This window comes from Mesorhizobium sp. P2_H9 (assembly GCF_056403215.1).
The window spans coordinates 366,376-392,370 of the sequence record NZ_JBFUFX010000009.1 but is presented as its reverse complement, the minus strand read 5'-3'; the positions used below and the strand labels follow the sequence as shown (position 1 = coordinate 392,370).

Here is a 25,995-nt window from a genome sequence, read left to right as displayed (position 1 = left end):
CGAAAAATCGATTTATCCATTCACACACGGGACAAGGTGCAAGGTCCCGACCTCGGGAGGAGGACCAATGGCGCATCGGCAAGCCCAGCAGCGGCGTCCGTCGATCCACGACGTGGCAAGCCGTGCCGGCGTGTCCGCCGCCACCGTCTCCAAGGTCATGGCGGGCGTCACCACGGTCAAGCCCGAAAATGCACAACGCGTCTTCGATGCCGTCGAACTCCTGGGTTACCGGGTCGATCCGCTGGCCTCGGACATGCGGCGCGCCAAACGCCGTATCATCGGCGCCATCATGCCGGAATTCGAAAGCGAATTCTTCGGCCAGATGGTGACCCAGCTCGAGAGCCTGGCCGAGCAGCGCGGCTACACGCTGGTGGCGGCATCGTGCCGTGAATCGGAAGCGCGCGAAAAGGAGATACTGGAGCGCATGCATGACTGGCGAGTGGCCGGTGTGGTGCTGGCGCCGGTGCGCAACGAGCATGGCCCGGCAGCCGCCTTCATGAAGCTGAACGGCATGACCGGCGTGCTGATCGACCGCGTGCTGTCGGACGACGCTTTCGACACCGTGTCGGCCGACAGTGCGGCGGCAAGTGCCGAGGTGGCGCGCGAGCTGATCGGCAAGGGCCATCGCCACATCCTGGTTGTCGGTCTTGGTGAACAGGCGGCCACGGTGCGCGCCCGTCTCGACGGGTTTCGCTCGACCGCGCTCAAACTGGCACCGGATGTCCGCATCGATGTCGTGCTTGCCGAAACCGATGTCGAACCGCTCCGAGCGCAGCTGCGCGATTATTTTGACAAATGTGAAGTTGAGGGTGGGGGCGCCAATGCAGGCGAGCGCCCGACGGCGGTCTATTCGCTGTTCCTGAAGGGCACGCTGGTGGCGCTGTCCGAATTCCGGCGGCGCGGCTGGCATTGCCCCAACGACATTTCGCTGGTCGGCTTCGACGATGCCGAATGGATGCAGGTGACATGGCCGGCCATCGCCGCCGTGGTGCAGCCGGTCCGCCAGATCGCCGTCCACGCGATGGACGTGCTGTTTGCCAGGATCGAAGGCGAGGAGGGGCCGCCCAAGGCGCGGCTCGAGCCTTGTCAGGTTTTGATGCGGGAATCCGTTGGCTCGCCAGGCAACGGCCCGCTTTCCGGGGGAGGAAACCGACAATAGCCCCCATTGTCGAAGACGGACCAGAAGCGCCGGACCTGGCTTTGGCTCGCGGCGCGTGACATCAACCGGAGGAGAAACGAAATGACATTACTCGCATTGAAGATAAATCGATTTACTTTGGCTTTTGGCGTCGCGATGGCGCTTTCCGCCGTCAGTGTGGCCAAGGCCGAGGACGGCGAATATGGCGTGCTGATGAAGACGTTGGCCAACCCGTTCTGGGGTGCGATGGGCCAGGGCGTCGAGGACGGCGCCAAGGAGGCCGGTGTGAAATATTTCCAGCAGGCGGCCGACAGTGACCAGGCTGCCGAGCCGCAGCTCAACCTTTGCAACACCATGCTCGAGCGCAAGCCGGTGGCGATGATCACCGCCGCCATCAACTCGACCAATCTGCTGCCGTGCCTGAAGGCGGCACAGGATGCCGGCGTCAAGGTCGTCGATCTCGACGGCAATCTCGATCCGGCGGTGCTCGACAAGGAAGGCATCAAGATCGCCTTCCGCATCGGCTCTGACAATGTCGCGGCCGGCGGCCAGGGCGCCGAGTATCTGGTGTCGAAACTCGGCAAAGATGCCAAGGGTCCGGTGCTGGTGATCGAAGGCCTGTCGGGCAACATCACCGGCGAGAAGCGCGCCAAGGGCTTTGCCGACAAGCTCAAGGAACTGGCGCCCGGGCTGGAGATCGTCGCCTCACTGCCGGGTGACTGGGATCGCAACAAGGCGGCTTCGATCGCCACCGACACACTAACCGCGCATCCCGACCTCGTCGCCATTTTCTGCGCCAATGACGGCATGGCGCTGGGCGCGGTGGAATCGATCTATGCGGCCGGCAAGGGCGAGCAGGTGACGATCATCGGCGTCGACGGCAATTCGGACGCGGTCAAGTCGATCAAGGAAGGCCGGCTCAACGCTTCCGTTGCGCAGCTTCCCTATCTCGTCGGCAAGCAGGCGGTCGAGAACGTCAAGAAGGCACTCGCCGGCGACAAGGTCGAGGAAAGCATCGCCGTGCCGACCCTGGTGCTGACCAAGGAAGTGATCGACGCCGGCAAGGAGCCGATGCTCGAATACGTGAAATAGTCCTCCCGGACTGGCTGGCGCGGGCTTGGCCTGCGCCAGCCACTTTTTTTCAAAGTGAGGCAAGATGGCTTCTGAAATGGCGCGGCCCGGTTTCTGGGCTCGGGTGCAGCGTGCATCCGTCGAACGACTTCATATTCGGTTGGAATCGCTGGTGGTGCTGCTGGCGTTGAGCGCGGCGATGGCAGTGCTGTCGCCGTATTTCCTGTCGCTCAGCAATTTTCTCAACATCCTGCTAGCGACGTCGACGATCGGCGTGCTGGCCATTGCCGCCACCTTCGTCATCGGCTCCGGCGGGCTCGACCTGTCGCTCGGCTCGGTCATGGGGCTGGCCGGCGTCGCCGGCGCCTTCGTCGCCGTCAATCTCGGCTGGCCCTCGGTGTTCGCGGTCGTTGCCTGCATCCTTGCCGGCGGGCTTGCAGGGTACATCAACGGGCAATTGGTCACCCGCGCCTTCGTGCCCGCCTTCATTGTCACCCTCGGCATGCTCGGCATGGCGCGTGGCCTCGCTTTGATCATTTCGCAGGGCAGGGCGATCTACGGATTGCCGGCGGCGATCGTCTATATCGGGCAGGGCCGGCCGTTCGGCATTCCCATGCCGGTCATCCTGCTGGTGCTAACAGCTCTCCTGGCACATTGCGTACTCGCCTACACGCGCTTCGGCCGCCATACGCTGGCGCTTGGCGACAGCGAAGGTGCTGCGCGCGCCGCCGGCATCCGCGTCGAACGCCATCGCCGCATCATCTACACGCTGTCAGGGGCGCTCGCCGGCCTTGCCGGTCTGCTGTTCACCGCCCGGGTCAACGCCGGCGATCCGACCGCCGGCATCAACTATGAGCTGACCGCCATCACCGCGGCGATCATCGGCGGCACCAACCTGTTCGGCGGCCGCGCCTCGATCCTCGGCACCATGATCGGCGCGCTGATCATGGGCGTGCTGCAGAACGGGCTGACGCTGCTTGCCGTGCAATCCTACTACCAGCAGATGGCGATCGGCGCCGTGCTGATCCTGGCGGTGTTCATCGACCAGTACCAGGTGCGCAAGGAGTCACGCGTATGACCCTTCTCACCCTGCACGGCATCCGCAAGAGTTTTGGCGCCGTCGACGTGCTGCATGGCGTCGACCTCTCGGTCGAAGCCGGCGAAGTGGTCGGCCTCGTCGGCGACAATGGCGCCGGCAAGTCGACGCTGATGAAGACCATCACCGGCATCTACCGGGCCGACGCCGGCTCGATCGAACTCGACGGCAAGGATATTTTGCCGCTCGATCCCGGCCAGCGGCGCGAACTCGGCATCGAGATGATCTACCAGGATCTGTCGCTGGCCAAGCAGCAGGACGTGGCCGCCAACATCTTCCTTGGCCGCGAGCCGACGAAGAAATTGTTCGGGCTCATTCCCGGAATTGTCGACAAGGCCGAGATGGACCGCCAGGCGGCGAAGATGATCGAGCGGCTGGGGGCGCATCTGCCATCGATAAACCGGTCGGTCGGTTCGTTCTCCGGCGGCCAGCAGCAGACGGTGGCGATCGCGCGGGCGCTGACCTTCAACCCCAAGCTGGTGATCATGGACGAGCCGACGGCAGCGCTTGCGGTGCGCGAGGTGCAGAGCGTGCTCGATCTCATCCGGCGGCTGAAGTCGGAAGGCATCGCCGTCATCCTCATCTCGCACCGGTTGAACGACGTGCTGTCGGTCACCGACCGCATCGTCGTGCTGCGCCACGGCCGGGCCGAGGCCGACCTGATCACCGCCAGGACCAACATGAACCAAGTCGTCAGCCGCATCGTCGGCGGCGGCGATATCAGTGCCGCCGCGGCGCATGAACAACGAGGCTGACCGATGAATACATTTGGACTGCACACTTTCGCCATCGCGCCGGTCTGGGACCTTGACCTGATCGAACCGCAGATGGAGCGGCTGAAGGCGCTGGGCATCGGCCTGCTTGAGATCCCGCTGCTGCGACCCGAGGAGATCGACACCAAGCGCACGCGCGCCTTCGCCGAACGCCAGGGCGTCGAGTTGATCCCGTCGCTCGGCCTGCCGCGCACGCTCGATGTTGTCGAGCGGCCGGACGAGGCGCTGGCTTTCCTCGAGCCGGCCTTCGAGGTGTGCGAAGCGGTTGGGAGTGCTGCGCTCGGCGGCGTCACCTATGGCACGATCGGCAAGACGTCAGGCCGCGCGCCGACGGCCGGTGAAATCGACGGCATGTGCCGCTTCCTAGGACGCGCCGCCAAGGCTGCAAAAGCGCATGGGCTGGAGCTCGGCATTGAACCCTGCAACCGCTACGAGACGCATCTGATCAACCGCGGCATCGATGCTGCCAGGATCATCGAGCGCGTCGGCGCCGACAACATCTTCATCCATCTCGACACCTACCACATGCATATCGAGGAGGAGAGCTTTGCCGCCGGCTTCGCGGCGGCGGCACATTATCTCGGCTATGTCCATGTCTCGGAGGCCAATCGCGGCGTGCCGGGGCGCGGCATGCTCAACTGGGCCGCGTGCATGCAGGCGATCGCCGCCATCGGCTACACCGGCCCGATTACGCTCGAAAGCATGAACCACGTCGATGTCGACATCGCCGGCGGGCTCGCCGTGTGGCGGCCGGTGGCCGACAATCCGAGCGACGTCATCGAGGTCGGGCTACCGTTCCTGCGTGGGGAAGCGAGGAGGGCTGGCCTTACGTTGGGCAGATAGCCATCTGCCCTTCTGCGCCGTTCAGAACGGATAGTGCTGGTTCGGATCCTCGATCGTTACCCAGCGCAAATCGGTGAACTCGGCGATCGAGGCCTTGCCGCCGAAGCGGCCATAGCCCGAGCCCTTGACGCCGCCGAACGGCATCTGCGCCTCGTCGCCAACGGTCGGGCCGTTGACGTGGCAGATACCGGCTTCAATGCGGGCGGCAACCGCCATGGCGCGTTTGATGTCCCGGCTGAACACCGCTGACGAAAGGCCGTATTCTGTGTCGTTGGCGACGCGTACGGCCTCGTCCTCGCCCTTGACACGGATCACCGGCTTGACCGGGCCGAAGGATTCTTCGGCATAGACGCGCATCGACGGCGTGACATGGTCGAGCAAGGTCGCCTCGACCACCGTGCCCGTGCGCTTGCCGCCGGCGACAAGTCTGGCGCCTTTGGCGACCGCGTCGGCGACGAGCTCCTCCATCTTGTCGGCGGCCTGGCTGCTGATCAGCGAGCCGAGCACGACATGGCCGCGCGGGTCGCCGGCCGGCAGCTTTGATGCGCGGGCGGCCAGTTTGGAGACGAATTCATCGGCGACCTTTTCGTCGACGATCAGGCGTTCCGTCGACATGCAGATCTGGCCCTGATGCATGAAGGCACCGAAAGTGGCGGCATTCACCGCCGCGTCGATGTCGGCATCGTCCAGCACCAGCAGTGGCGCCTTGCCACCGAGTTCGAGCAGCGCCGGCTTCAGATGCCGGCCGGCGAGCTCGGCGATGATCCTGCCGACCTTGGTCGAGCCGGTGAAGTTGATGCGCTTCACCGAGGGATGCGCGACCAGCGCCTCGACAATTCCGGCGGCGTCCTTCGGGTCATTGGTGACGACATTGATGACGCCCTTGGGCAGGCCGGCCTCGACCAGCACCTGGCCGATCAGCCGGTGCGTGCCGGGGCACATTTCCGAGGCCTTCAACACCACGGTGTTGCCGCAGGCGAGCGGCATCGCCACGGCGCGGGTGCCGAGGATCACCGGTGCATTCCACGGCGCGATGCCGAGGCACACACCGGCCGGCTGGCGGATCGCCATGGCCAGCGTGCCCGGCTTGTCGGACGGGATGATCTCGCCCGAGATCTGCGTCGTCATGGCAGCCGCTTCGCGCAGCATGTTGGCGGCCAGCATGACGTTGAAGCCGGCCCAGGGACCGGTGGCGCCGGTCTCTTCCATCATCAGCCTGGTGAACTCGCCGACCTTCGAGGCCATCACATCCGCGGCTTTCGACAACAGAGCGCGGCGCCCGCCGGGCCCGGTTTTCGACCAAGCGGGAAAGGCAGCCGCAGCGGCTTCGACAGCGGCGTTGGCGTCGGCCACGCTCGCCGCGGCGGCACGCGTCGCCAGTTTGCCGGTGAACGGGTCCATGCGCTCGTAGGCCGCCGAGCCGGACGCATCCCTTTTGTCGCCGTCGATCAGAAGTCCGATATCCATAGTTTTTCTCCCTCGCTCCGCTGGAGCGTTTTCTTAGAAGCCGAGCACTTCGGCATTGATTGAAGCCTCGAGGCCGCCGTCGACCGGCACGTTGGCGCCGTTGACCCAGCGCGCAGCGTCCGAGCACAGGAACAGCACCACAGGTGCGATGTCGCCGGAGGTGCCGGCGCGGCCGACCCTTGCAATGTCGCTGTCGACGCGGGCGTCGCCGAGCACGGTGCGGAACTGTTTGAGGATCGGCGTTTCAACCGGTCCAGGGCTGACCGCATTGACGCGGATGCCACGGCTCCTGAACAGATCCTGGTGCGCGGCGCGAAATGTCCACAAGAGCAGAAGTTCCTTGGAAACGGGATAGCCTTCCTCGTTCTTGACGACATGGTCGGCGACCACCTTGGCGACATCGGGAAAGCCCTCGATGCCGACCATCGAGGCGGCGCGGTTGAGATTGGCGCGCCAGCCGAAACCGGCGATCGAGGCGACGTTGATGATGGCGCCGCCTTCGCGGATCTTTGGCGAGAGGCCTTCCGAAAGCGCCCGCAGTCCGAAGAAGTTCACTGCGAGCGTCGCCGCGGCGCCGGTGTTGCCGGAGAGACCCGCGACATTGCAGAGCGCGTCGATGCGCTGCGGCAGCTGCGCAACCAGATCATCGACGCCGGCCTTCGACGAGATGTCGGCCTTGACGAAAGTGCCGGCCTGTCCGGTGGGTTCGCGGACGTCGACACCGATCACCTCGGCACCGAGCTGTCCCGCCAGTTCCGCCGTGCGGGCGCCGATGCCTGAGGCGACACCGGTGATGAGAATGGTCTTGCCGAAAAGCATGCTCACGCCTTCTCCCGCTGTGATGTGGTTTGTCGCGACGCTTGGGAGTCGTCGCCCGACAGACCCGTCTCGATTGCGGGCAGCCTGACGCGATAGCCGACCGGCAGCAGGCGCAGGCCAAAACGCTCCTCGATCGTCCCCCACAGGCCGCGCGGCAGAAGCAGCGAAAACAGCACGGCCGTGGCGCCGAGGCCGACCAGGTACCAGACACCGGTGCCGCCGAACCATGTCTCGATGAGGAAGAACACCAGCGCGCCTAAAATGGCGCCTTCGAATGTGCCGATGCCGCCGACCAGCACCATGAAGATCATGTAGGCGGTCCATTGGACGCTGAAATAGGTTTTGGGCTGGAAGGTGATGGAGGTTGCCAGCCACAGTGCGCCGGCAATGCCGATGCCGAAGGCGGCCAGCACGAACAGCAGCCGCTTGGTGCCGGTGACGCGCACACCGACCGAAGCGGCGGCATCCTCATTGTCGCGGATGGCGCGGATCGCCGCACCCGTGCTGCCGCGCAGCAGGCCAAACAGGATGGCGAGCAGGGCGGTCATCGAAGCCAGTGCCAGCCAGTAAATCGTCGCCCGCCTTGTGCCGGAATCATAGACGTTGAGCGAGATCAGCGATGTGCCGGTTTCGCCCTGCACCAGCCGGTCGAGGTTGACCAGAAGATGCGTCAGCGCGGCGATGACCCACATGCCGATGGCGAATTCGCCGTTCTTCAACCGCAGCATGAACAGCGAGAGAGGGATGGACACGGCGCCGACGACAATGCCCGATGCGAAAAGCGCGAGGAAAGGGTTGAGGCCGGCATCGGCCAGGCGGATGGCGAAATAGGCGCCGAGCCCGAAGAAGACCTGCTGCCCGACCGAGACCAGGCCGCCAAAACCGGCCAGCGCGTTCCACATCGCGGCCAGGATCACATAGATGAAAAGCGCGGTCAGCCTGTCGACCGCGCCGGCCGACAGGAATTGCGGTGCGATCGCCAGCAGGGCGATGATGATGGCGACGGCAATCGCGGCGATGCGCGAGGTCGCGGTGCCACGCTCGATGACAGGGGTGGTGGCAGGGGCGCTCATGACGCGCTCCGCAGGCGCAACAGGCCGCGCAGGCCAAAGCCCGAAGTGGAGAGCCGAATGAACAGGACGACCAGGAATGCGACATGGCCGCCGATCAGAAAACCTTGCGGATGCACCTGCGCGCCGAGCGTCTGGGCGAGCGCCAGCACGATGCCGCCGATCAGCGTTCCCCAAAGCGAGCCGGCGCCGCCGATGACCGCGGCTTCGAAGGCGAACAGCAATTGCGGCGCGCCGGCATAGGGATCGAAGGTGGCGCGCATGCCGAGAAAGGCGCCGGCAAGGCCGACCGTGACCATGGCGATCGATGCGGCAATGGCATTGGCACGGCGTGCATCGACGCCGACCAGGCCGGCGGTATCAGGGTCTTCCGACGTCGCGCGGATCGAGCGGCCGAGCCCGGTGCGGGTCAGGAACAGTTGCAGCCCGCCTAGCAGCACCACGGCGGCAGCAAAGGTGATGACGGCGAGCTTGCCGACATAGATGCTGCCGGGCCATTCCCAGGAATCGTAGGACAGGCTGCCGATATAGGGCGCCAGCGAGCGTGTGTCGGCGCCGAACTGTTCGAACAAGAGATTGTCGATGACGATGGCGAGGCCAAAGGTGGTGAGGATTGGCAGCAGCGCGCCGCCGCGCGCACTGCGCTCGAGCAGGAAGCGCTGCAGCGCCCAGCCGATCACCGCCATCAACGGCAGGACAATAAGCAGGCCGAGCAGCGGTGCGATGTGGAATTGCGAGGCCAGTAGCCACAGCGCATAGGCCGAAAACACGGCAAGGCTGCCATGGGCGAGGTTGATGATGCGCATCACCGAAAACATGAAGGACAGGCCGCAGGCGATGATCGCGTAATAGCCGCCGAGCAGGATGCCCTGGATGATCTGGTTGCTCATGCCGGCACGCTCCCGGCGCTCGCCTTGTGCAGGCCGAAATACGCCTTGGTCACGTCGTCGCGCGAAACGCTCTTGCTCGATCCTTCGAGCGCGACGCGCCCCTCAAGCATGCAGATAACCTTGTCCGACACAGAGAGCGCCCGGTTGAGGTCCTGTTCGACCAGAATGATCGTGGTGCCGGAACTGATCAGCCCTTGCAGCGAGGCATAGACACGATCGACGATGAGCGGCGACAGGCCGAGCGAGACCTCGTCGAGCAGCAGCAGCTCGGGGTTGCTCATCAGCGCCCGGCCGATTGCCGTTGCCTGCTGTTCGCCACCCGACAGATGACCTGTTTTGGCATGGCGGCGGGCTTTCAGATTGGGAAAAATGTCGAGCACCCTGTCGACGCTCCAGTCGCCAGGCCGCCCAGTGGTTTTGCCGAGCAGAAGGTTCTCCTCGACCGTCATCTGCACGAACAGTTTTCGCCCCTCCGGCACCAGCGCAATGCCTTTGCCAACGCGGCCGTGCGACGGCACGCCGGACAGGTCGGCGCCGTCGAACAGCACCCGGCCTCCCGATGCCGGATGCGCGCCGGCGATGGCTCTCAGCAGCGTCGTCTTGCCGGCGCCGTTGGCGCCAACCAGGGCCAGCGTCTGGCCACGCTCGACGATGAAGCTGACGCCGCGCACCGCCTGCAGCAGGCCGTGCCGCACAACCAGATTCTCGACCGTCAGCAGGCTCATTTCGGGCCTCCGCCGAGATAGGCGCTGATCACCTGGGGATCGGCCATCACCGCTTGCGGGTTGCCGTCAGCGATGATCTTGCCGGCATCCATGCAGATCAGGCGCTCAGCCACTTGCAGAAGAATATGCACGATGTGTTCGATCCAGATGATGCCGATCTTGCGGCGACGCAATTCCTTGATGGTGTCGACGAGTTCGCTGGCTTCGCCGTCGGTCAGTCCGCCACCGATCTCGTCCAGCAAAAGCAGCGTCGGTTTTGCCGCCAAAGCCCGCGCCAATTCCAGGCGCTTGCGGTCGAGCAGGCCGAGCGTTTCGGCGCGCCGGTTGGCAACACCGAGCATGCCGCACAGCTGCAGCGAGCCCAGCGCTTCCGCATAGGCCTCGTCACGGCCCAGGCCGGCGCCATGCGACGCCGCGACGAAGACATTCTCGAAGGTGGTCATGCCGCCGAACGGCTTTGGCACCTGATGCGTGCGCACCAGCCCGAGCCGGCAACGCTGGGTCGCCGACAGCGGCGTCACATCGCCGCCCTTGAAGCTGACCGAGCCCGAACTTGGCGGAAAAGCGCCTGAGAGCACGCTGAGCAAAGTGGTCTTGCCGGCGCCGTTCGGGCCGACAATGCCGACCGCCTCATTGGCGGCCATGGCAAAATCGATGTTGTCCAGCACCACAAGCGCGCCGAAGCGCTTGTGGATGCCGGCGGCATTGAGGATCGCCTGTTGTTGCGAATGGGTCACCAGTCGATCCTCGTCAGCGGTCCATCAGCCGTTGTAAGGCAGAAGCTTGGCCTCGACCGGCACTTTCGGGTCGGTGGCGTTGTCGGTCACAACATAGTCGAGCGGGAACTTGCTGCCTTCCTTGGCGGCCACCCATTGAGTGCCGATGATCGGGCCGGGCGACACATTGGCCACCGGGCCGCTGGTGAAGTCGACCTTGCCGATCATGGTCTCGGTCTTCAGCGTGCTCAGCGCCTTGGCCACCGCTGCCTTGTCCTTGGCGTCGGTGCTTGCCTTCAGCGCCTCGAAGCCGGCGTCGAGCAACGACATCGAAGCGCCAAGCTGTTGCGTCCACTGCTTGCCGCTCGCCGCCTCGTAGCCGTCGGCAAGCTCGGTTCCGGAGACGCCGGTCAGCGGCGACTTGTAGGGGAAGGCCTTGTGCCAGTAGGCGGCGCTCGAAATCTTCATGCCGAGATCGCCGAGCGCCTCGATGTCGGACGGGAACAGGCCGGTCTTGGCGACCTGGCAGATCTTGATCTGTTTCGTCAGGCCCTGCTGTGCCGCCTGACGCCAGAAGGCGGCGAAATCCGGCGGGATCGGGAAAGAATTGAAGATCTCAACGCCTTCCTGCTTGAACATGGCGATCTGCGACGAATAGTCGGTGGTGCCGGTTTCGTAGGCGCCGGGATCGACGATGGCAAAACCTTCCTTGGCCAGCAGCGGCGCCAGATGGGCGCGGATGGCGTTGCCGTCGGCGTCGTTCGGATACATGACGCCGACCTTCTTGTTGGTCTCGATCAGGTTCCATTGCGAGATGTAGGTCTTGAAGAACTCGCCGACGCCGAAACCGAAATGATAGGTCCATTTGAACGGCGAGGGCTCACCGGGCTTGGCGCCGCGACCGAAATACCAGGCTTCCCAGGGCATGACGGTAGACAGGCAAGGCACGCCGGCGGCTTCGCAAGCGTCAGCCACCGGATTGATGACTTCCGGGGTGGACACGGCCAGCATCAGGTCGATGGCCTGATTGTTTATCAGGTCCTTGGCCAATTGGCCGGCGCGGGACGGATCCGATTGCGTATCCTGGTCGAGGATCTCGACGCTGTATTTCTTGCCGCCGAGTTCGATGCCGCCGGCCAGCGCCTTGCGGGCAAGGTCGAGCACGTAGCCGTCGGTCTGGCCGAAGCCGGCGAGCGGGCCGGTGCGCGGGCTGACGAAGCCGACCTTGAGCGTGTCGCCCGCGGCGAAGGCCTTGCTGCCACCGAAAGCGAGTGCCGCACCGCCGGCGATCGATGTGGCGATGAACTGGCGTCGCGTGACGCCGCTAATGATGGATTTTCCTGGAGTCATGTGGTTGGTCCTCCCTTTTTCTGGCGGCGCCCTGAGGCGAACCGCCGGTTCGTTCAAAGCTTCTGCTGCCTATTGAATTCGTCGATCGCAGCATTGCCGTTCGCCTGGATTCGGCGACGGTGCAGCGGTACGCCGCCGATGCTGACGAATGGCACGATTTCGATCCTCCGAAATCACAGTGCACTAGGCGTTTGGTTCGGTAAAATGATATTTTGCGCTGTTTCACTAACCCAGGGGTTATGAAATCTTCGAGGCGAGGGTGCTGTTTCCGTCGAGGCCTGAGTGTCTCAGGCGTTTTGGCTGGCCGCTTCGCGGATGGTCTGCAGCATGATGGAGAAGGCAGGCGAGGGGGCGGTGTCGGTACGCATCGTCAGGCCGACCGGCCCCTTGGTTTCCTCCGTGTTGACGCGCAAGGCGACGAACGCGCCGCTGCCGATTTCATTGGCGACGACGCCGGCCGAAATGATCCAGACAGCATTGCTCTGGCGCATGAAGGCGCGCCCGAAGGAATCCGAGACGGTTTCGATCTCCGTTGCCGGCGCCGTCATGCCATTGGTGATGAACAAACGGTCGACAAAGGGACGGATGACCGATTCCCGTGTCGGCATCAGCACCGGGAACTCGTCGAGCCTGGCGAACACGTCCACGCCCGGCTGCAGCAGCGGATGGCCCGCGCGCACCACGAACAGCACCTGCTCGGAGTAGAGATGCTCGAAGAAAAAGCCGGTCATCTTTTCCGGCGCCGCCAGCCGCCCGACGACGAGGTCGAGCGCGCCGATCCGCAACTGTTCGAGCAGCACGGCGTTCTCGCCGGTGACGATCTTGATCGCGGCCCCGGTATTCTCCTTAAGGAACAGGCTCATGGCAAGCGGCATCACCCGTGCCGACACCGTCGGCAATGCGCCGATGCGGATCGGATGGCGGTTGATTGCCCCATCCTGCCGCACGGAATCGACACCGCGCTTCAGCGCGGTGATTGCCGTGCCGGCATGGCCGAGGAAGATTTCGCCGAGCCGCGTCACCCTTATGCCGCGACCGTCGCGTTCGACCACGGCTACACCGAGCGCCTCCTCCAGTTCCCGCAATGTCTTGGTCACCGCCGGCGCGCTGACATGTAGAAAGTCGGCGGCTCTGGCTACGCTTCTCTGGCGCGCTACTTCGAGGAATGCCTGCAGATGGCGGAACCGGATGCGGCTTTCGACCATGGTTTTTCATAACCCCTGAGTTAATGAAACGGCGCAAAATATCATTTTACCGAACCAAACACCTAGTGCAATGTGAAGATGGAGGATCGAAATCGTGCCATTCGTCAACATTGGCGGCATCACGCTGCACCATCGCCATATCAAGGCGAACCGCAGCGCGCGCCCGATCGTGTTCATCAATTCGCTCGGCACCGACTTCAGGATTTGGGATGCGGTGTCGTCTGAGTTGAGCGGGGAAATGCCCATGCTGGTCTACGACAAGCGTGGCCATGGGCTCTCCGATATCGGCGGCATCCGCTCGCTCGACGATCATGTCGACGATCTCTCCGGCCTCATCGATCATTTCGGGCTGACGAATGTGGTGCTTTGCGGCCTGTCGGTCGGCGGTCTGGTCGCGCAAGGTTTCTGTGCCAGGCGCCCAGAGATCGTCGATGGCCTTATTCTGTGCGACACGGCCCACAAGATCGGCACGACCGACAGCTGGAACACACGCATCGCAACGATCGAAAGCAAAGGCATCCAGGCCATCGCCGATGCCGTGCTGAAGACGTGGTTCACTCCAGCCTTCCACTCAGCCCGCGTGGCGGAGCTTGACGGCTATTGGAACATGCTGACCAGGCAGGCGCTCGTCGGTTATGTCGGGACATGTGCCGCGGTTCGCGATGCGGATTTCACCGAAGTTGCGCAGCGCATCAGCGTGCCGACGCTTTGCATCGTCGGCGATCAGGATGGCTCGACCGGTCCCGATCTCGTCCGCTGGTTGGCCGACCTTATCCCCGGCGCGCGCTTCGAAATCATTCGCGATGCCGGACACATTCCCTGCGTCGAGCAGCCGGAGGCGCTGACTGCCTTGATCCGCGATTTCGTCGCATCGCTTCCCGATCGAAAGCAAACTCATGGATGACATGTCAGAGACCACAACCACATACCAGACCGGACTGGCGGTTAGGCGCTCCGTGCTTGGCGATCCGCATGTCGACCGGGCCGAGGATGCCGCCACCGATTTCGACCGGCCGTTCCAGAACCTGATCACAGAAGCGGCCTGGGGAACTGTGTGGGCGCGACCTGGTCTTTCCAAACGTGAGCGCTCGATCGTGACGCTGGCGCTGCTGGCGGCCCTCGGTCATGATGAAGAGGTCGCCATGCATGTGCGCGCCACCGCCAACACCGGGGCGTCACGCGACGATATCTGCGAAGCGTTCCTGCATGTCGCGATTTATGCCGGTGTGCCGGCGGCAAACCGGGCCTTCAAGATTGCCAAGGAGGTGTTTTCGGAGATGGACGAAAGCCAGAATGTCCATGTCCGCTAATTCCGGTTCGAACCGGACGCCGGAGATCGGCGCCTTTTTCCAGCGCGACCGGACATGGCATCCGCCGGCGTTGACGCCGGGCTACAAGAGTTCCGTGCTGCGCTCGCCGCAGAAGGCGCTGCTGTCGTTCGACAACACACTGTCGGAGATCGCTGGGCCAGTCTTCGGCCACGCCATGCTCGGCGAACTGGACGCCGACCTGATCCACAATTTTGCCAAGCCGGGCGAGAGCGCCATCGGTGAGCGCATCATCGTCTACGGACGCGTGCTCGACGAGCGCGGTATCGGCGTTCCTGGCGTGCTGCTCGAATTTTGGCAAGCCAATGCCGGCGGTCGCTACCGCCACAAGAAGGACGGCTATCTGGCGGCGCTCGATCCGAATTTCGGCGGCTGCGGCCGCACCATTACCGGCGAGGACGGCAGCTACGCCTTTCGCACGGTCAAGCCCGGTCCCTATCCCTGGCCGAATGGCCCCAATGATTGGCGCCCGGCGCACATCCATTTTTCGGTGTTCGGCCATGGCTTCGCGCAGCGGCTGATCACCCAGATGTATTTTGAGGGCGACCCGCTGATCTGGAGATGCCCGATCGTGCGCGGCATCGCCGACAAGGCAGCGGTCGAAGCGCTGATCGCCATGCTCGACATGCAGGCGACGATCCCGATGGACGCACGCGCCTACAAGTTCGACATCGTGCTGCGTGGGCGGCGCTCGTCGCTGTTCGAAAACCGGCCGGAGGGCAACTGATGGCGCAGTCGCTCGGACGGCTCAAGGAAAGCCCTTCGCAGACCGCCGGACCTTACGTCCATATCGGGCTGACGCCGAATTTCTGCGGCATCGGCGGCGTCTATGCGAGCGATCTCGGCGCTGCGATGGTCAACGAGAAGACCAGGGGCGAGCGGATTGGCCTGCGCATCCGGGTGGTCGACGGCACCGGCACGCCGCTCAGGGATGCGCTGATCGAAATCTGGCAAGCCGATGCCGACGGGCTCTACAATTCGCCGGCCGAATTGCGCGGTGCCGCCGATCCGAACTTTTTCGGCTGGGGCCGCTGCCCGACCGACATGGAAACGGGCCTGTGCGAGTTCGAAACGATCAAGCCCGGCCGCGTGCCGTACCAGGACGGACGCCTGATGGCGCCGCATATCAACCTGTGGATCGTCGCCCGCGGCATCAACATCGGCCTGCAGACGCGGCTGTATTTTTCCGACGAGGCGGAGGCCAATGCGCAAGATCCGATCCTGGCGCGCATCGAGCACCGCATTCGCGTGCCGACGCTGATCGCCGAGCGCCAGGGCAACATCTACGTCTTCGATGTCCACCTCCAGGGCGACAAGGAGACGGTCTTCTTCGACAGCTGACCTGACCACATGACCGTATCGCCCTTCGATCATCCGCTGCTTTCCAGCCTTCTCGGCGACGAGGAAACCTCTAGGCATTTTTCCGTCGAAGCAGAAATCGCCGCGATGCTGGCGTTCGAGCGGGCACTGGCGGAAGCGGAGGCCGAAAACGGGATTATCGGCAAGGACGCGGCAGCAGCGATCGTTGCGGCGCTGACCTCGTTCAGGCCTGACACAACCTTGCTACGTGCCGGCGTGGCGAAGGATGGCGTCATGGTTCCGGAACTGGTGCGCCAGATCAGGGCAGCAGTCGGCGAAGCGCATGGCGCCTCCGTTCATTTCGGCGCCACCAGCCAGGATGTCATCGATACGGCGCTGGTGCTGCGGCTGAAGTCTGTGGTCGAGCATCTCAGTCTGCTGCTGACCGAAAACATCGTGCGCCTTTCGGCGCTTGATGAGCGTTTCGGGGGCAGGGCGCTGACCGGAATGACACGCATGCAGCCGGCGATTCCTATTCGAGTGTCGGATCGCGTCAGGGCATGGTTGGCGCCGCTGCAACGGCACCAGAAGAGATTCTCGGAGCAGTCCGCGCGCTTGCTCGTGCTTCAGTTCGGTGGTGCAGCCGGCACGCTGGAAAAGCTTGGTGACAAGGGGCAAGCCGTGCGCGCGGCTCTCGCCGCCAGGCTCGGCCTTGGCGATGCACCGCAATGGCAGAGCCAGCGCGATACGCTTGCCGACTTCGCCGGCTGGCTGTCGCTGGTGACCGGCAGTCTCGGCAAGTTCGGGCAAGACATTGCGCTGATGGCGCAAGGCGGCGCCGAGATCGAGCTTTCCGGCGGCGGCGGCTCGTCGGCCATGCCGCACAAGCAGAACCCGGTGAAGGCCGAGGTGCTGGTGGCGCTGGTTCGTTTCAACGCTACGCAGCTGTCCGGCATGCATCAGGCGCTGGTGCATGAGCAGGAGCGGTCGGGCGCGGCCTGGACGCTCGAATGGCTGCTGCTGCCGCAAATGGTCGTGGCGGCGGCGGCCTCGCTCAGGCTTGCCGCCGAACTGGCCGCGCAGATCGAAAGCCTCGGAAACTGATGCGCACGCAAATTGTCATCGTCGGTTCGGGACCATCCGGCTTGCTGCTGGGGCAACTGCTGGCCAGCATCGGCGTCGAGACCGTCATCCTCGAACGTTCGAGCCGCGAGCGTGTGCTGGCCCGCGTGCGCGCCGGCGTGCTCGAACAAGGCACTGTCGAGCTGCTTGAGCAGGCTGGCGCGGCAACCAGGCTGCACGCCGAAGGGCTCCCGCATGCCGGCATTTCACTTGCCTTCGATGGCCGCCTGCACCGCATCGACCTGACGGCGCTGACCGGCGGCAAGCACGTCACCGTCTATGGCCAGACCGAAGTGACGCATGATCTGATGGACAAGCGGGAAGCGGCGGGACTCGTCACAGTCTATGAGGCTTCGAACGTCGCGCCCCATGATTTCGATGGCGACGCACCTTTCGCCACCTACGAAAAAGACGGCGTCACCCATCGCGTCGATTGCGACTTCATCGCTGGCTGCGACGGCTATCATGGCGTCAGCCGCAAGTCGGTGCCGGAAGGCGCGCTGAAGACGTTCGAGCGGCAATATCCATTCGGCTGGCTGGGCGTATTGGCCGAAGTGCCGCCGGCCGATCACGAACTGGTCTACGCCAATCATACCAGGGGCTTTGCGCTCTGCTCGATGCGGTCGACGCACCGCAGCCGGTACTATGTGCAATGTCCGCTCGACGACCATATCGAGGCGTGGTCGGACGACCGCTTCTGGGACGAGCTGCGTCGCCGCTTACCGCCGCAGACGGCGGCCGCGGTGGTCACCGGGCCGTCCTTCGAGAAATCGATCGCACCGCTGCGCTCCTTCGTTGCCGAGCCGCTGCGTTTCGGCCGGCTGTTCCTGGTTGGCGACGCTGCCCACATCGTGCCACCGACGGGAGCCAAAGGCCTCAACCTCGCTGCCAGCGACGTGCGCTATCTCTTTGCCGGGCTTCGCGAATTCTATCTGGAGAAATCACGCGCCGGTATCGACGCCTATTCGGGCAAGGCGCTGGCGCGGGTGTGGAAGGCAGTGCGCTTTTCCTGGTGGATGACGACGATGCTGCACCGCTTCCCCGACACCGGCGACTTCGGCCAGCGCATCCAGGAAGCCGAGCTCGACTATCTCGTGCATTCTGAGGCGGCGTCGACAGCGCTTGCTGAGAATTATGTAGGCCTTCCCTACTGAGAAAGGCAGCGCGCCTTCAAACCCGCTCGAGAGCGATCGCGATGCCCTGGCCGACGCCAATACACATGGTGGCGAGCGCATAGCGGGCGCCGCGTTCGCGCAGCTCCAGTGCTGCCGTGCCTGATATGCGCGCGCCCGACATGCCGAGCGGATGGCCGAGCGCGATGGCGCCGCCATTCGGGTTGACGTGCCTGGCATCCTCGGCGATGCCGAGCTGGCGGAGCACCGCGATGCCCTGGGAGGCAAAGGCTTCGTTGAGCTCGATGACATCGAGCTGTTTTGGCGTCAGGCCGAGCCGTGCGCACAGTTTTTGCGTCGCCGGAGCCGGGCCGATGCCCATGATGCGCGGCGCCACGCCCGCGGCAGCACCACCGAGGATGCGGGCGATCGGCGTCAGGCCGTATTTCTTCACCGCCGCTTCGGAGGCGACGATCAGCGCTGCGGCGCCGTCATTGACGCCGGATGCGTTGCCGGCGGTGACCGTGCCGCCTTGCCGAAACGGCGTCGGCAGTTTCGCCAGCGACTCGACCGTCGTGCCGGCGCGAGGATGCTCGTCTTTCGAGACAACAACCGGATCGCCCTTGCGCTGCGGGATCGTCACCGGCGTGATCTCCTTCGCCAGCCGGCCATTGGCTTGCGCGGCGACTGCCTTGTCCTGGCTGCGCACGGCAAAGGCATCCTGGTCGGCGCGTGAGACGGAAAAATCCTCGGCGACATTCTCGCCGGTTTCCGGCATCGAATCGACGCCGTACTGCTTCTTCATCAGCGGATTGACGAAGCGCCAGCCAATGGTGGTGTCGTAGATCTCGGCATTGCGCGAAAAGGCGGTGTCGGCCTTCGGCATGACGAAAGGCGCGCGGCTCATCGATTCGACGCCGCCTGCTATCATCAGCTCGGCCTCGCCGGATTTGATGGCGCGGGCGGCGATGATGACGGCATCCATGCCGGAGCCACAGAGGCGGTTGACGGTCGAGCCGGAGATGTCCCGGGGCAGGCCGGCCAACAGCAGGGACATGCGCGCCACATTGCGGTTGTCTTCGCCGGCCTGGTTGGCGCAGCCGTAGACGACGTCGTCGACCGCCTGCCAGTCGATACCGGGATTGCGTTCGACCAGCGCTCTCAGGGGTATCGCGCCGAGGTCGTCGGCGCGGACCGATGACAGTGAACCGCCGAAACGGCCGATCGGCGTGCGGATGTAGTCGCAGATATAGGCCTCGGCCATGTCATGCTGCCTTTGCTTTTCCGGTTCCCTCATGCGCCGCCTTGGTGCGGGCCTGCAGGTCGCGCAATGTCTTCAGTTCGAGTTCGCTTGGCGCCGGTGTTTCGTCAAGCGCCTCGGCGAATTTTACCACCCAGCCACAGGTCTCCTGCACCTGCTGGCGCGTGACCCCCGGATGCAGTGACACCACGGTGAACTCCTTGGTCGCCGGGTCTGGTTTCCAGATGGCGAGGTCGGTGATCAGCAAGGTCGGTCCAGCCGTGTCGATGCCCAGGCGCTGGCGATGATCGCCGCCCACGCCATGGCCGAAGGAGGTGAAGAAGTCGATCTTTTCGACCATGCCGCGTTTGGTCTGCGCTATGGTGATGTAGACTTCCTTCGACGATGTCGCGATCTCCGGGGCGCCACCGCCGCCGGGAAGCCGGGTCTTGGGATGAAAATAGTCGCCGATGACCGTGGTGTTGATGTTGCCGAACTTGTCGAGCTGGGCAGCACCGAGGAAGCCGATCGAGATGCGGCCTCCCTGCAGCCAGTAGCGGAACATTTCCGGCACCGCGACGGTGGTGACGGCGGTTTCGCAGAGCTCACCGTCGCCGATCGACAGCGGCAGCACGTCTGGCGCGGTGCCGATGGTGCCGCTTTCGTAGATCAGCGTTATGTCGGGCGCATGCGTCAGCCGCGCCACGTTGCAGGCGGCGGACGGCGCGCCTATGCCGACGAAGCAGACATCGTCATTCCCAAGCGCGCGGCTGGCGGCGATGGTCATCATCTCGTTGGGGGTGAAGCCTAGGTCGCTCATGCCGCTTGCCTCAGGTGCTCGACTCTCGCCGCGAAATCGTCGGCGCTTTTCTCGATGACGTTCGCCTGCATCCACGACTGGAACTTTTCACGGTCGGCGGCGATTTCGTCCCATTCCAGATAGGCGGCATTGTCACGCGCATAATAGCCATGCGCGTAGGATGGGTGCGAGCCGCCGGGGACGACGGAAATCGCAGCGATCGTCCAGCGCGGCAGCACGGTCAGATTGGGGTGCAAATCGTCGAAACTGTCCACCACTTCCTCAACCGTGACCACCGCGCGCCTTGCCGCCAGCACCGCTTCCTTCTGGATGCCGATGATACCTTCGACCAGCACATTGCCTTTCCTGTCGGCCTTCTGGGCGTGGATGAAAGTGACATCGGGGCGGATCGCAGGAACGGCGGCAAGCTCTTCGCCGGTGAACGGGCAAGAGACCGATTTGATGTTCGGATTGACCGCCGCCAGGCCAGCGCCGCGATAGCCGCGGAACACGGCGCAAGGCATGCCGGCCGCACCCGCCTCATAGGCATTGGCCATGCCGGCATGGCTGTGCTCCTCGACCTCGATGGTGCGCGGAAAACCGTTCTCGATGGCATCGCGGGCGCGCCGCAACAGGCCGACTCCGGGATTGCCGAGATAGGAGAAGATGATCTTCTTCGCCATGCCCATGCCCATCATCTGGTCGTAGATCAGGTCCGGGGTCATGCGGATCAATGTCAGGTCGCGAAATCCCTGGCGAATGGCTTCATGCGCCGCTGCCGTCGGGATCAGATGGGTGAAGCCTTCGAAGGCAACCGCATCGCCATCATGCAGGTTCTCGGCCACAGCCTGGCTGAGTGGCAGGAATTTGACCATCGCAGGAACTCCAACATCCAAAAAGTTCGTATTGCGAACAAATGTTTTGTATGAGATACTTTTACGACAACCAGGGATGTCGAGTCAATCCTGGGATTTTGGAGGTGGCATGGACGATGAAGCGGCTTCACGTGATCATGTCGGTTCGCTCGAGCGCGGGCTTGCGGTCATGGAAATACTGGCCACCCATCCCGCCGGCATGACGCTGACCGAAATGGCGGAGGAGGCCGGGCTGACCCGTGCCGGGGCTCGCCGGTTCCTGCTCACGCTGGTGGCGACTGGCTATGCGACGCAGTCCGGCCGGTTGTTTTCGCTGTCGCCGCGGCTGCTGACTGTCGTCCGTACCTGGCTCGGCGGCGCGTCGCTGTGGACATTCGCAGCACCCATCCTGCGCGAGGTGGCTGGGCAATTCGACGAAGCCTGCAATGCGGCGGTGCTGTCGGGCGAAGACGTCGTTTATGTCGCGCGCGTGCCGGGCCGGCGCATCCTCAGCGTGTCGCTCGATGTCGGCACCAGACTGCCGGCGCACTGCACGTCGATGGGGCGGATCCTGCTTGCAGGTCTTGCGCCTGACGAACAGCAAACCTTCGTTGCCCAGGCAAAGATAGAGAGACGGACGCCGAAGACGATCACCGACAGGCGGTCGCTGGCCGAAGCCATCGCCAAGGCGAAAGCGGATGGTTTTGCCATCGTCGATGAAGAACTGGAACTCGGCCTGCGCTCGATCGCCGTGCCGATCACCGATCGGACCGGGCAAACAGTGGCGGCGATCAATGTTTCGACCCAGTTGGCGCGGTTCTCCGTGAAGGAGATGGAGAAAGAGATCCTGCCCGCTCTGCTAGTCGCGAAACAGCGCATCGAGGAGTTTTTCTTCGTTTGACGAAGCGAGATCAGTTGGCCATCAATCCTGCCGCGCCGCGCCGCCAATAGGCGGCAGCCAGTGTTTCGTCGCGACCGAGCGCCAGCGTGCCGCGCCAGTGTTCGCGAACGATTTTTGCCGCCGCCGCTTCGGCGGCGAACCAGCCGAAGGCCGAACCGCCCCGCGGCCATGACACCGACTGGACGGCGCGCGCCAGCCTTTCATCGGTACCGGCCGGCACACCGTTTCTCGTCAGCCAGTGCAATTCGATGCCGGTGGCGTTGTCGATATGCTGTCTCTCGCCATCATCGGCAATCTCGACGAAGGCGACACCTTTGGTCTCGGCGGGCAAATTCTCCAGCAATCGCGCCAACGCCGGCAGGCCGGTTTCGTCGGCGCCCATCAGATACCAGGAGGCTTGCCGCACCGGGCGGCCGACCGGCCCCATAATGCCGATTTTCATGCCGGGTGCCGTTTGCGCGGCCCAGGCCGAGCCGACGCTGTCGCCGGGATGGATGAGGAAATCGACGTCGACAATACCCTTGTCCACGTCGAGCCTGCGGATGGTGTAGACGCGCGCCACTGGGCGCCTGTCGTCCGACGGCCAGACAGGCAGGCCATTGCCGCCGAGCACCGGCCAGAGTGGATCGGGGACCTGCCTGGTCGGGAACAGCATGCGGATGTGCATGCCGCCGAACTTGGCAAAACGTAAGAGATCCTCGCCGGCGAGGCGGATGCGGCGCATATGCGGGGTGAGGTCGGTGACATCGGTCACCACCATCTCACGAAACTGCGCGAGGCGCGTCTCGCCGGCGAGATCGCCGGTCCAGACGATCTCCGGGTTTTCGTCCTTGGCATAGACTTCGACCGCGGTGGCGAGCAGGTCCTTGATGCGAGCAAGGCCGTCGCGATCGGCGGCACTGGCGCGCATCACCAGCCGCTCCATGTCGAAGGAGGCGCCGCCAAAGGCGAAGCGGAAGTCGAGCCGCTGGCCATCCCGCGTCGCATCGGCTTCGAAGCTTTGCAGCCTGTCGCTGATGCGGCCGATGTAGTGCGGGAGATGACGCAGGTTCAGCCGCGCCTCGCAGCTCAGTCCGCTTGCCGATGCTTCCGTCATGCTCAGCCTCCGAGCCTGCCTGCCAGTCCAAATCGAGCCTGGTGCGCAAGTTGGCGAACCGGCTCGATGCCGCCATGACGGGTCACATATTAAAACATGATGCCTCGAGTCAACTTTAATTTATAGACCACCGCGATCATCGAAGAAGCATCTCGCACAGGATGCGATCCGCGACCTGGTCCATGCGCTCTATCCGGATGTGGGAAGCGACCGACGGCAGCGTAAGAGACCGCAGATCGTTTCGCGGCAACTCGCAATTGACGTCACCGTTCACATCGGTTATTGAACAGGACTGAACAGGTATATTGAACAGGTATCAATATGAAGCGTCGTGCGGCTCTGTTGTCTCCCGGAACGGGCAAGCCCGAACAGATCGCGACCGTTCTCGAGCAGGAAATACGCTCCGGCGTGCTCGGTTTCGGCGACCGCCTGCAGAGCGAAAACGAACTCGTCCAGCGCTTTTCCGTCAGCCGCAACACCGTCCGCAAAGGCCTCGAGGAACTGTCGAGCCGCGGGCTGATTACCACCAAAGTCGGCATCGGCTCCTTCGTCACTTTCGACGGCATGCCGGTCGACGACAGCATCGGCTGGTCGCGCGCACTGGCCAATGCCGGCGCCAATGCCCAGACCCGGACCTTGCGGCTCGAGGTCATCGAGGATGCCGATCTTGCGGCGCGGCTCGGCATTGAAAATCCGTTCTTCATCGCCGTCGATCGGGTGCGCACCAACGCCGATGACGGCCATGCCATCTCCATCGAGCGCAGCCGCCTGCCGCTGTCGCCCGAGCTCGAAGATGTACCGCTGCGCGGCCTGCGCGAGGGGTCCCTGCACCAGACGCTGCGCGACGCCGGGCTCGTGCCCGACCATGGCGAGGAGTGGGTCGAGATCGAAATGCTGAACGCCGAGGACGCCGCCATCCTGTCCTGTCCGCTGGGCACGCCTTTCCTGCGCGGCCGCCGGCTGACGCGCGCCGCCGACGGGCGGCCGATCGAATATGTCACCAGCCTGCTCAACCCGGCGCATTTCGCGCTGCATATGGAATTCTGAGGATGTCGGACAAAGCTTCCGCCGCAATGATCGACCGGGCGATGGGCGCGCTGATCGGTGGCGCAATCGGCGATGCGCTCGGCATGCCGACGCAGCTTTTGTCGCCGGCCCGCATCGCCGAACTCTACGGTCATGTCGAGGATTTCGTCGCCCCGAACGCCGACCATCCGGTGTCAAAGGGCATGGCATCAGGAACCATCACCGACGATACCGAACAGGCGCTGCTGCTCGGCCGCATCCTGGTCGACTCCGGCGACCAATTCGACCACAGGCGCTGGGTCAACGCGCTGCTCGACTGGGAGCGCGACGTCAAGGCGCGCGGCAGCTACGACCTTTTGGGACCATCGACCAAGCGCGCCATCGACGCCATCAATGACGGGGTGCCGCCTGAGGAAGCGGGGCGCAGCGGCGACACCAATGGTGCGGCCATGCGCATCGCGCCGGTCGGCATCATGATGCCACTGGCGCCGCTCGACGCGCTGGTCGCCAAGGTGGCGGAAACCTGCCGTGCCACGCACAACACCTCGATCGCCATTGCCTCGGCGGCTGCCGTTGCTGCCGCCGTCAGCTGCGGCGCTGCCGGTGGCGACTGGCGCGCTGCTTCGGATCAAGCCGTCCTGGCGGCGCAGCGCGGCGCGGCCCTCGGCCACTGGACCACCGGCGGCGATATCGCCGCGCGCATTGCGTGGGCCAGAGACCTCGTCCGCGGCAAATCCGTCGCTGACGGCATCAAGCTGATCGTCGATCTCGTCGGCACCGGCGTCGCCAGCCAGGAATCGGTGCCGGCGGCCTTTGCGGTGCTGGAGATATCAGGCGGCGATCCATGGCAAGCGGCGGTCATCAGCGCCAATCTCGGCGGCGACACCGACACGATCGGCGCCATCGCGGCCGGTATGGCCGGCGCCTGCACAGGTTTCTCCAAGCTGCCGCAACAGCATATCGCCAAGCTTAGGGGCATCGACCTATCGGAGGTTCGCCTGCTTGCCGCCGATCTTGTCGCGGCGCGGCTGGCGAAGACCGGCAAGGACGCTGCGGCATGAGCGGGCGTCTCGTCCATATCGGCAGTGCGGTGGTCGACTATGTCTACCGTATCGACGCTCTGCCGGCGCCCGGCATGGAAAAGACGGCGTCGAGCTTTGCCCAGGTCGCCGGCGGGGGCTTCAACATGATGGTTGCGGCCAGCCGCACCGGTATGACGGTTGTCTTCGGTGGCCAACTCGGCAGCGGGCCTAACGGCGACTTTTTGCGCGCCGCCTTCGCCTCCGAGCGCATCGAGACGCTGACGCCGCCATCGCCGTTGATGGACAGCGGCAATTGCGTCGCCATGATCTCGAGCGATGCCGAACGCACCTTCGTGTCGTGGCCAGGTGCAGAGAGCGTGCTCAGCCTCGACATGATGCAACCGGTGTCGGTCGTGCCTGATGATTGGGTGTTCACCTCCGGCTACACGCTGAGCTATCCCGCAAGCCGCGAGGCGCTGACCGACTGGATCGAAGCGCTGCCGGGAAACATTCCTTTCGTCTTCGATCCGACGCCGATCATTTCAGACATTCCGCGTCCCATCCTGTCGCGGGTGCTTGGCCGCACGACATGGCTGAGCTGCAACACCACGGAAGCCGCCGAGATCGCCGGCACAGGCGATGTCGAGGTGCTCGCGGCAAGGCTGCTGACCGACCATTGCCCTGGGGCAGCGGGCGTCGTCATCCGCGCCGGCGCCAGGGGCTGCTTTGTGCGGCTGGCCAACGGAACCGCGCAAATCATTCCCGGCTTCAAGGTCGCCGCCATCGACACCAACGGCGCCGGCGACAGCCATATCGGCGCCTTCGTCAGCGCGCTGTCGCGCGGCATGCCGCCCTTCGAGGCGGCGCGCTACGCCAACGCGGCGGCGGCCCTGTCGGTCACCCGCCATGGCGGCTCTTCGGCGCCGAGCGACCAAGAAATCCAGACATTCCTGAGCCATGCCACAGCGCGCGCGCCTGGCCGGAACCAAGAGGCCAATGCCTAAAAAGCCCGGAACCGGGCAAACAAAGAGAG

The 25,995-nt window shown here is 64.3% G+C and carries 27 protein-coding genes; 15 read left to right on the top strand and 12 right to left on the bottom strand.

Translation table 11 applies throughout. The features are described from left to right. Positions 1-67: 67 nt before the first annotated feature. The 5 genes from AC1DXN_RS19080 (at position 68) to AC1DXN_RS19060 (ending at position 4,921) form a co-directional block, all read left to right on the top strand. Positions 68-1,159 carry a LacI family DNA-binding transcriptional regulator gene (locus tag AC1DXN_RS19080; RefSeq protein ID WP_477275222.1) on the top strand — a complete coding sequence of 364 codons (1,092 nt, stop codon included), beginning with the start codon at positions 68-70 and terminating at the stop codon, positions 1,157-1,159. An 81-nt stretch (positions 1,160-1,240) separates the two neighbouring features. Next, positions 1,241-2,230 carry a sugar ABC transporter substrate-binding protein gene (locus tag AC1DXN_RS19075; protein ID WP_477275221.1) on the top strand — a complete coding sequence of 330 codons (990 nt, stop codon included), beginning with the start codon at positions 1,241-1,243 and terminating at the stop codon, positions 2,228-2,230. A gap of 64 nt (positions 2,231-2,294) precedes the next feature. After that, complete coding sequence (locus tag AC1DXN_RS19070) at positions 2,295-3,287, top strand: ABC transporter permease (RefSeq protein ID WP_477244322.1); 993 nt, start codon at positions 2,295-2,297, stop codon at positions 3,285-3,287. Further along, entirely contained in the window at positions 3,284-4,060 is a 777-nt protein-coding gene (locus AC1DXN_RS19065; protein WP_477275219.1) for an ATP-binding cassette domain-containing protein, read from the top strand. Before AC1DXN_RS19070 ends, AC1DXN_RS19065 begins: the two co-directional genes overlap by 4 nt. 3 nt (positions 4,061-4,063) lie before the next feature. Continuing rightward, positions 4,064-4,921, top strand: coding sequence for a sugar phosphate isomerase/epimerase family protein (locus AC1DXN_RS19060; RefSeq protein ID WP_477275217.1), 858 nt, complete (start codon positions 4,064-4,066; stop codon positions 4,919-4,921). Positions 4,922-4,942: 21 nt separating this feature from the next. Here AC1DXN_RS19060 and AC1DXN_RS19055 read toward each other — a convergent pair whose 3' ends face one another. The 8 genes from AC1DXN_RS19055 to pcaQ all read right to left on the bottom strand — a co-directional run bounded on the left by AC1DXN_RS19055 (position 4,943) and on the right by pcaQ (position 13,163). Further along, positions 4,943-6,388 carry an aldehyde dehydrogenase gene (locus tag AC1DXN_RS19055; protein WP_477275215.1) on the bottom strand — a complete coding sequence of 482 codons (1,446 nt, stop codon included), beginning with the start codon at positions 6,386-6,388 and terminating at the stop codon, positions 4,943-4,945. 33 nt (positions 6,389-6,421) lie between these two features. Further along, the gene (locus AC1DXN_RS19050; protein ID WP_477275393.1) at positions 6,422-7,207 is read right to left on the bottom strand and encodes a coniferyl-alcohol dehydrogenase; all 786 of its coding nucleotides are present in this window, start codon (positions 7,205-7,207) and stop codon (positions 6,422-6,424) included. Between the two features lie 2 nt (positions 7,208-7,209). After that, entirely contained in the window at positions 7,210-8,280 is a 1,071-nt protein-coding gene (locus AC1DXN_RS19045) for a branched-chain amino acid ABC transporter permease (protein WP_477275213.1), read from the bottom strand. Then, positions 8,277-9,167, bottom strand: a complete 891-nt coding sequence (locus AC1DXN_RS19040) for a branched-chain amino acid ABC transporter permease (RefSeq protein ID WP_477275211.1) — start codon at positions 9,165-9,167, stop codon at positions 8,277-8,279. The genes AC1DXN_RS19045 and AC1DXN_RS19040 overlap by 4 nt, the downstream gene beginning before the upstream one ends. Beyond that, positions 9,164-9,892 carry an ABC transporter ATP-binding protein gene (locus tag AC1DXN_RS19035; protein WP_477275209.1) on the bottom strand — a complete coding sequence of 243 codons (729 nt, stop codon included), beginning with the start codon at positions 9,890-9,892 and terminating at the stop codon, positions 9,164-9,166. The genes AC1DXN_RS19040 and AC1DXN_RS19035 overlap by 4 nt, the downstream gene beginning before the upstream one ends. Continuing rightward, positions 9,889-10,632 (bottom strand): ABC transporter ATP-binding protein, encoded by a 744-nt coding sequence (locus tag AC1DXN_RS19030; protein ID WP_477245006.1) that lies wholly within the window; start codon positions 10,630-10,632, stop codon positions 9,889-9,891. The genes AC1DXN_RS19035 and AC1DXN_RS19030 overlap by 4 nt, the downstream gene beginning before the upstream one ends. Before the next feature lie 21 nt (positions 10,633-10,653). Then, entirely contained in the window at positions 10,654-11,958 is a 1,305-nt protein-coding gene (locus AC1DXN_RS19025; protein ID WP_477275207.1) for an ABC transporter substrate-binding protein, read from the bottom strand. A 287-nt stretch (positions 11,959-12,245) separates the two neighbouring features. Then, positions 12,246-13,163 (bottom strand): pca operon transcription factor PcaQ, encoded by a 918-nt coding sequence (pcaQ, locus tag AC1DXN_RS19020; protein WP_477275205.1) that lies wholly within the window; start codon positions 13,161-13,163, stop codon positions 12,246-12,248. A 94-nt stretch (positions 13,164-13,257) separates the two neighbouring features. On the opposite strand from pcaQ, the gene pcaD reads away from it, so the two are divergent. The 6 genes from pcaD to pobA are packed head-to-tail and all read left to right on the top strand — an operon-like array spanning position 13,258 to position 18,066. After that, positions 13,258-14,067: a 3-oxoadipate enol-lactonase gene (pcaD, locus tag AC1DXN_RS19015; RefSeq protein WP_477275203.1), complete on the top strand. Its 810-nt coding sequence runs from the start codon at positions 13,258-13,260 to the stop codon at positions 14,065-14,067. A 1-nt stretch (position 14,068) separates the two neighbouring features. Further along, a complete protein-coding gene (pcaC, locus tag AC1DXN_RS19010) occupies positions 14,069-14,473 on the top strand; it encodes a 4-carboxymuconolactone decarboxylase (protein ID WP_477275201.1) in 405 nt (134 codons plus the stop codon). Then, positions 14,463-15,218 (top strand): protocatechuate 3,4-dioxygenase subunit beta, encoded by a 756-nt coding sequence (gene pcaH / locus AC1DXN_RS19005; protein WP_477275392.1) that lies wholly within the window; start codon positions 14,463-14,465, stop codon positions 15,216-15,218. Before pcaC ends, pcaH begins: the two co-directional genes overlap by 11 nt. Beyond that, positions 15,218-15,832 (top strand): protocatechuate 3,4-dioxygenase subunit alpha, encoded by a 615-nt coding sequence (pcaG, locus tag AC1DXN_RS19000; protein ID WP_477275199.1) that lies wholly within the window; start codon positions 15,218-15,220, stop codon positions 15,830-15,832. Before pcaH ends, pcaG begins: the two co-directional genes overlap by 1 nt. Before the next feature lie 9 nt (positions 15,833-15,841). Beyond that, positions 15,842-16,894: a 3-carboxy-cis,cis-muconate cycloisomerase gene (locus AC1DXN_RS18995; protein WP_477275197.1), complete on the top strand. Its 1,053-nt coding sequence runs from the start codon at positions 15,842-15,844 to the stop codon at positions 16,892-16,894. Then, on the top strand, positions 16,894-18,066 hold the full coding sequence (gene pobA / locus AC1DXN_RS18990) for a 4-hydroxybenzoate 3-monooxygenase (protein WP_477275195.1): 1,173 nt from the start codon (positions 16,894-16,896) through the stop codon (positions 18,064-18,066). Before AC1DXN_RS18995 ends, pobA begins: the two co-directional genes overlap by 1 nt. Positions 18,067-18,082: 16 nt before the next feature. Here pobA and pcaF read toward each other — a convergent pair whose 3' ends face one another. Genes pcaF through AC1DXN_RS18975 form a run of 3 tightly spaced genes read right to left on the bottom strand, consistent with a single transcriptional unit; the run spans position 18,083 to position 20,938 of the window. Further along, positions 18,083-19,288 (bottom strand): 3-oxoadipyl-CoA thiolase, encoded by a 1,206-nt coding sequence (pcaF, locus tag AC1DXN_RS18985; RefSeq protein WP_477275193.1) that lies wholly within the window; start codon positions 19,286-19,288, stop codon positions 18,083-18,085. 1 nt (position 19,289) lies between these two features. Continuing rightward, a complete protein-coding gene (locus AC1DXN_RS18980; RefSeq protein WP_477275191.1) occupies positions 19,290-20,084 on the bottom strand; it encodes a CoA-transferase subunit beta in 795 nt (264 codons plus the stop codon). Next, the gene (locus tag AC1DXN_RS18975) at positions 20,081-20,938 is read right to left on the bottom strand and encodes a CoA transferase subunit A (protein WP_477275189.1); all 858 of its coding nucleotides are present in this window, start codon (positions 20,936-20,938) and stop codon (positions 20,081-20,083) included. Before AC1DXN_RS18975 ends, AC1DXN_RS18980 begins: the two co-directional genes overlap by 4 nt. A 109-nt stretch (positions 20,939-21,047) precedes the next feature. Here AC1DXN_RS18975 and AC1DXN_RS18970 point away from each other — a divergent pair, with 109 nt between their 5' ends. Further along, positions 21,048-21,818, top strand: a complete 771-nt coding sequence (locus tag AC1DXN_RS18970) for an IclR family transcriptional regulator domain-containing protein (RefSeq protein WP_477275187.1) — start codon at positions 21,048-21,050, stop codon at positions 21,816-21,818. 10 nt (positions 21,819-21,828) lie between these two features. On the opposite strand, the gene AC1DXN_RS18965 is transcribed toward AC1DXN_RS18970, so the two are convergent. After that, positions 21,829-22,914, bottom strand: a complete 1,086-nt coding sequence (locus tag AC1DXN_RS18965) for an SIP domain-containing protein (RefSeq protein WP_477275185.1) — start codon at positions 22,912-22,914, stop codon at positions 21,829-21,831. A 321-nt stretch (positions 22,915-23,235) separates the two neighbouring features. On the opposite strand from AC1DXN_RS18965, the gene AC1DXN_RS18960 reads away from it, so the two are divergent. The 3 genes from AC1DXN_RS18960 to AC1DXN_RS18950 are packed head-to-tail and all read left to right on the top strand — an operon-like array spanning position 23,236 to position 25,966. Further along, positions 23,236-23,961 carry a GntR family transcriptional regulator gene (locus tag AC1DXN_RS18960; protein ID WP_477275183.1) on the top strand — a complete coding sequence of 242 codons (726 nt, stop codon included), beginning with the start codon at positions 23,236-23,238 and terminating at the stop codon, positions 23,959-23,961. A gap of 2 nt (positions 23,962-23,963) precedes the next feature. Further along, positions 23,964-25,001, top strand: coding sequence for an ADP-ribosylglycohydrolase family protein (locus tag AC1DXN_RS18955; RefSeq protein ID WP_477275181.1), 1,038 nt, complete (start codon positions 23,964-23,966; stop codon positions 24,999-25,001). Next, entirely contained in the window at positions 24,998-25,966 is a 969-nt protein-coding gene (locus AC1DXN_RS18950) for a PfkB family carbohydrate kinase (protein WP_477275180.1), read from the top strand. Before AC1DXN_RS18955 ends, AC1DXN_RS18950 begins: the two co-directional genes overlap by 4 nt. Positions 25,967-25,995 lie beyond the last annotated feature (29 nt).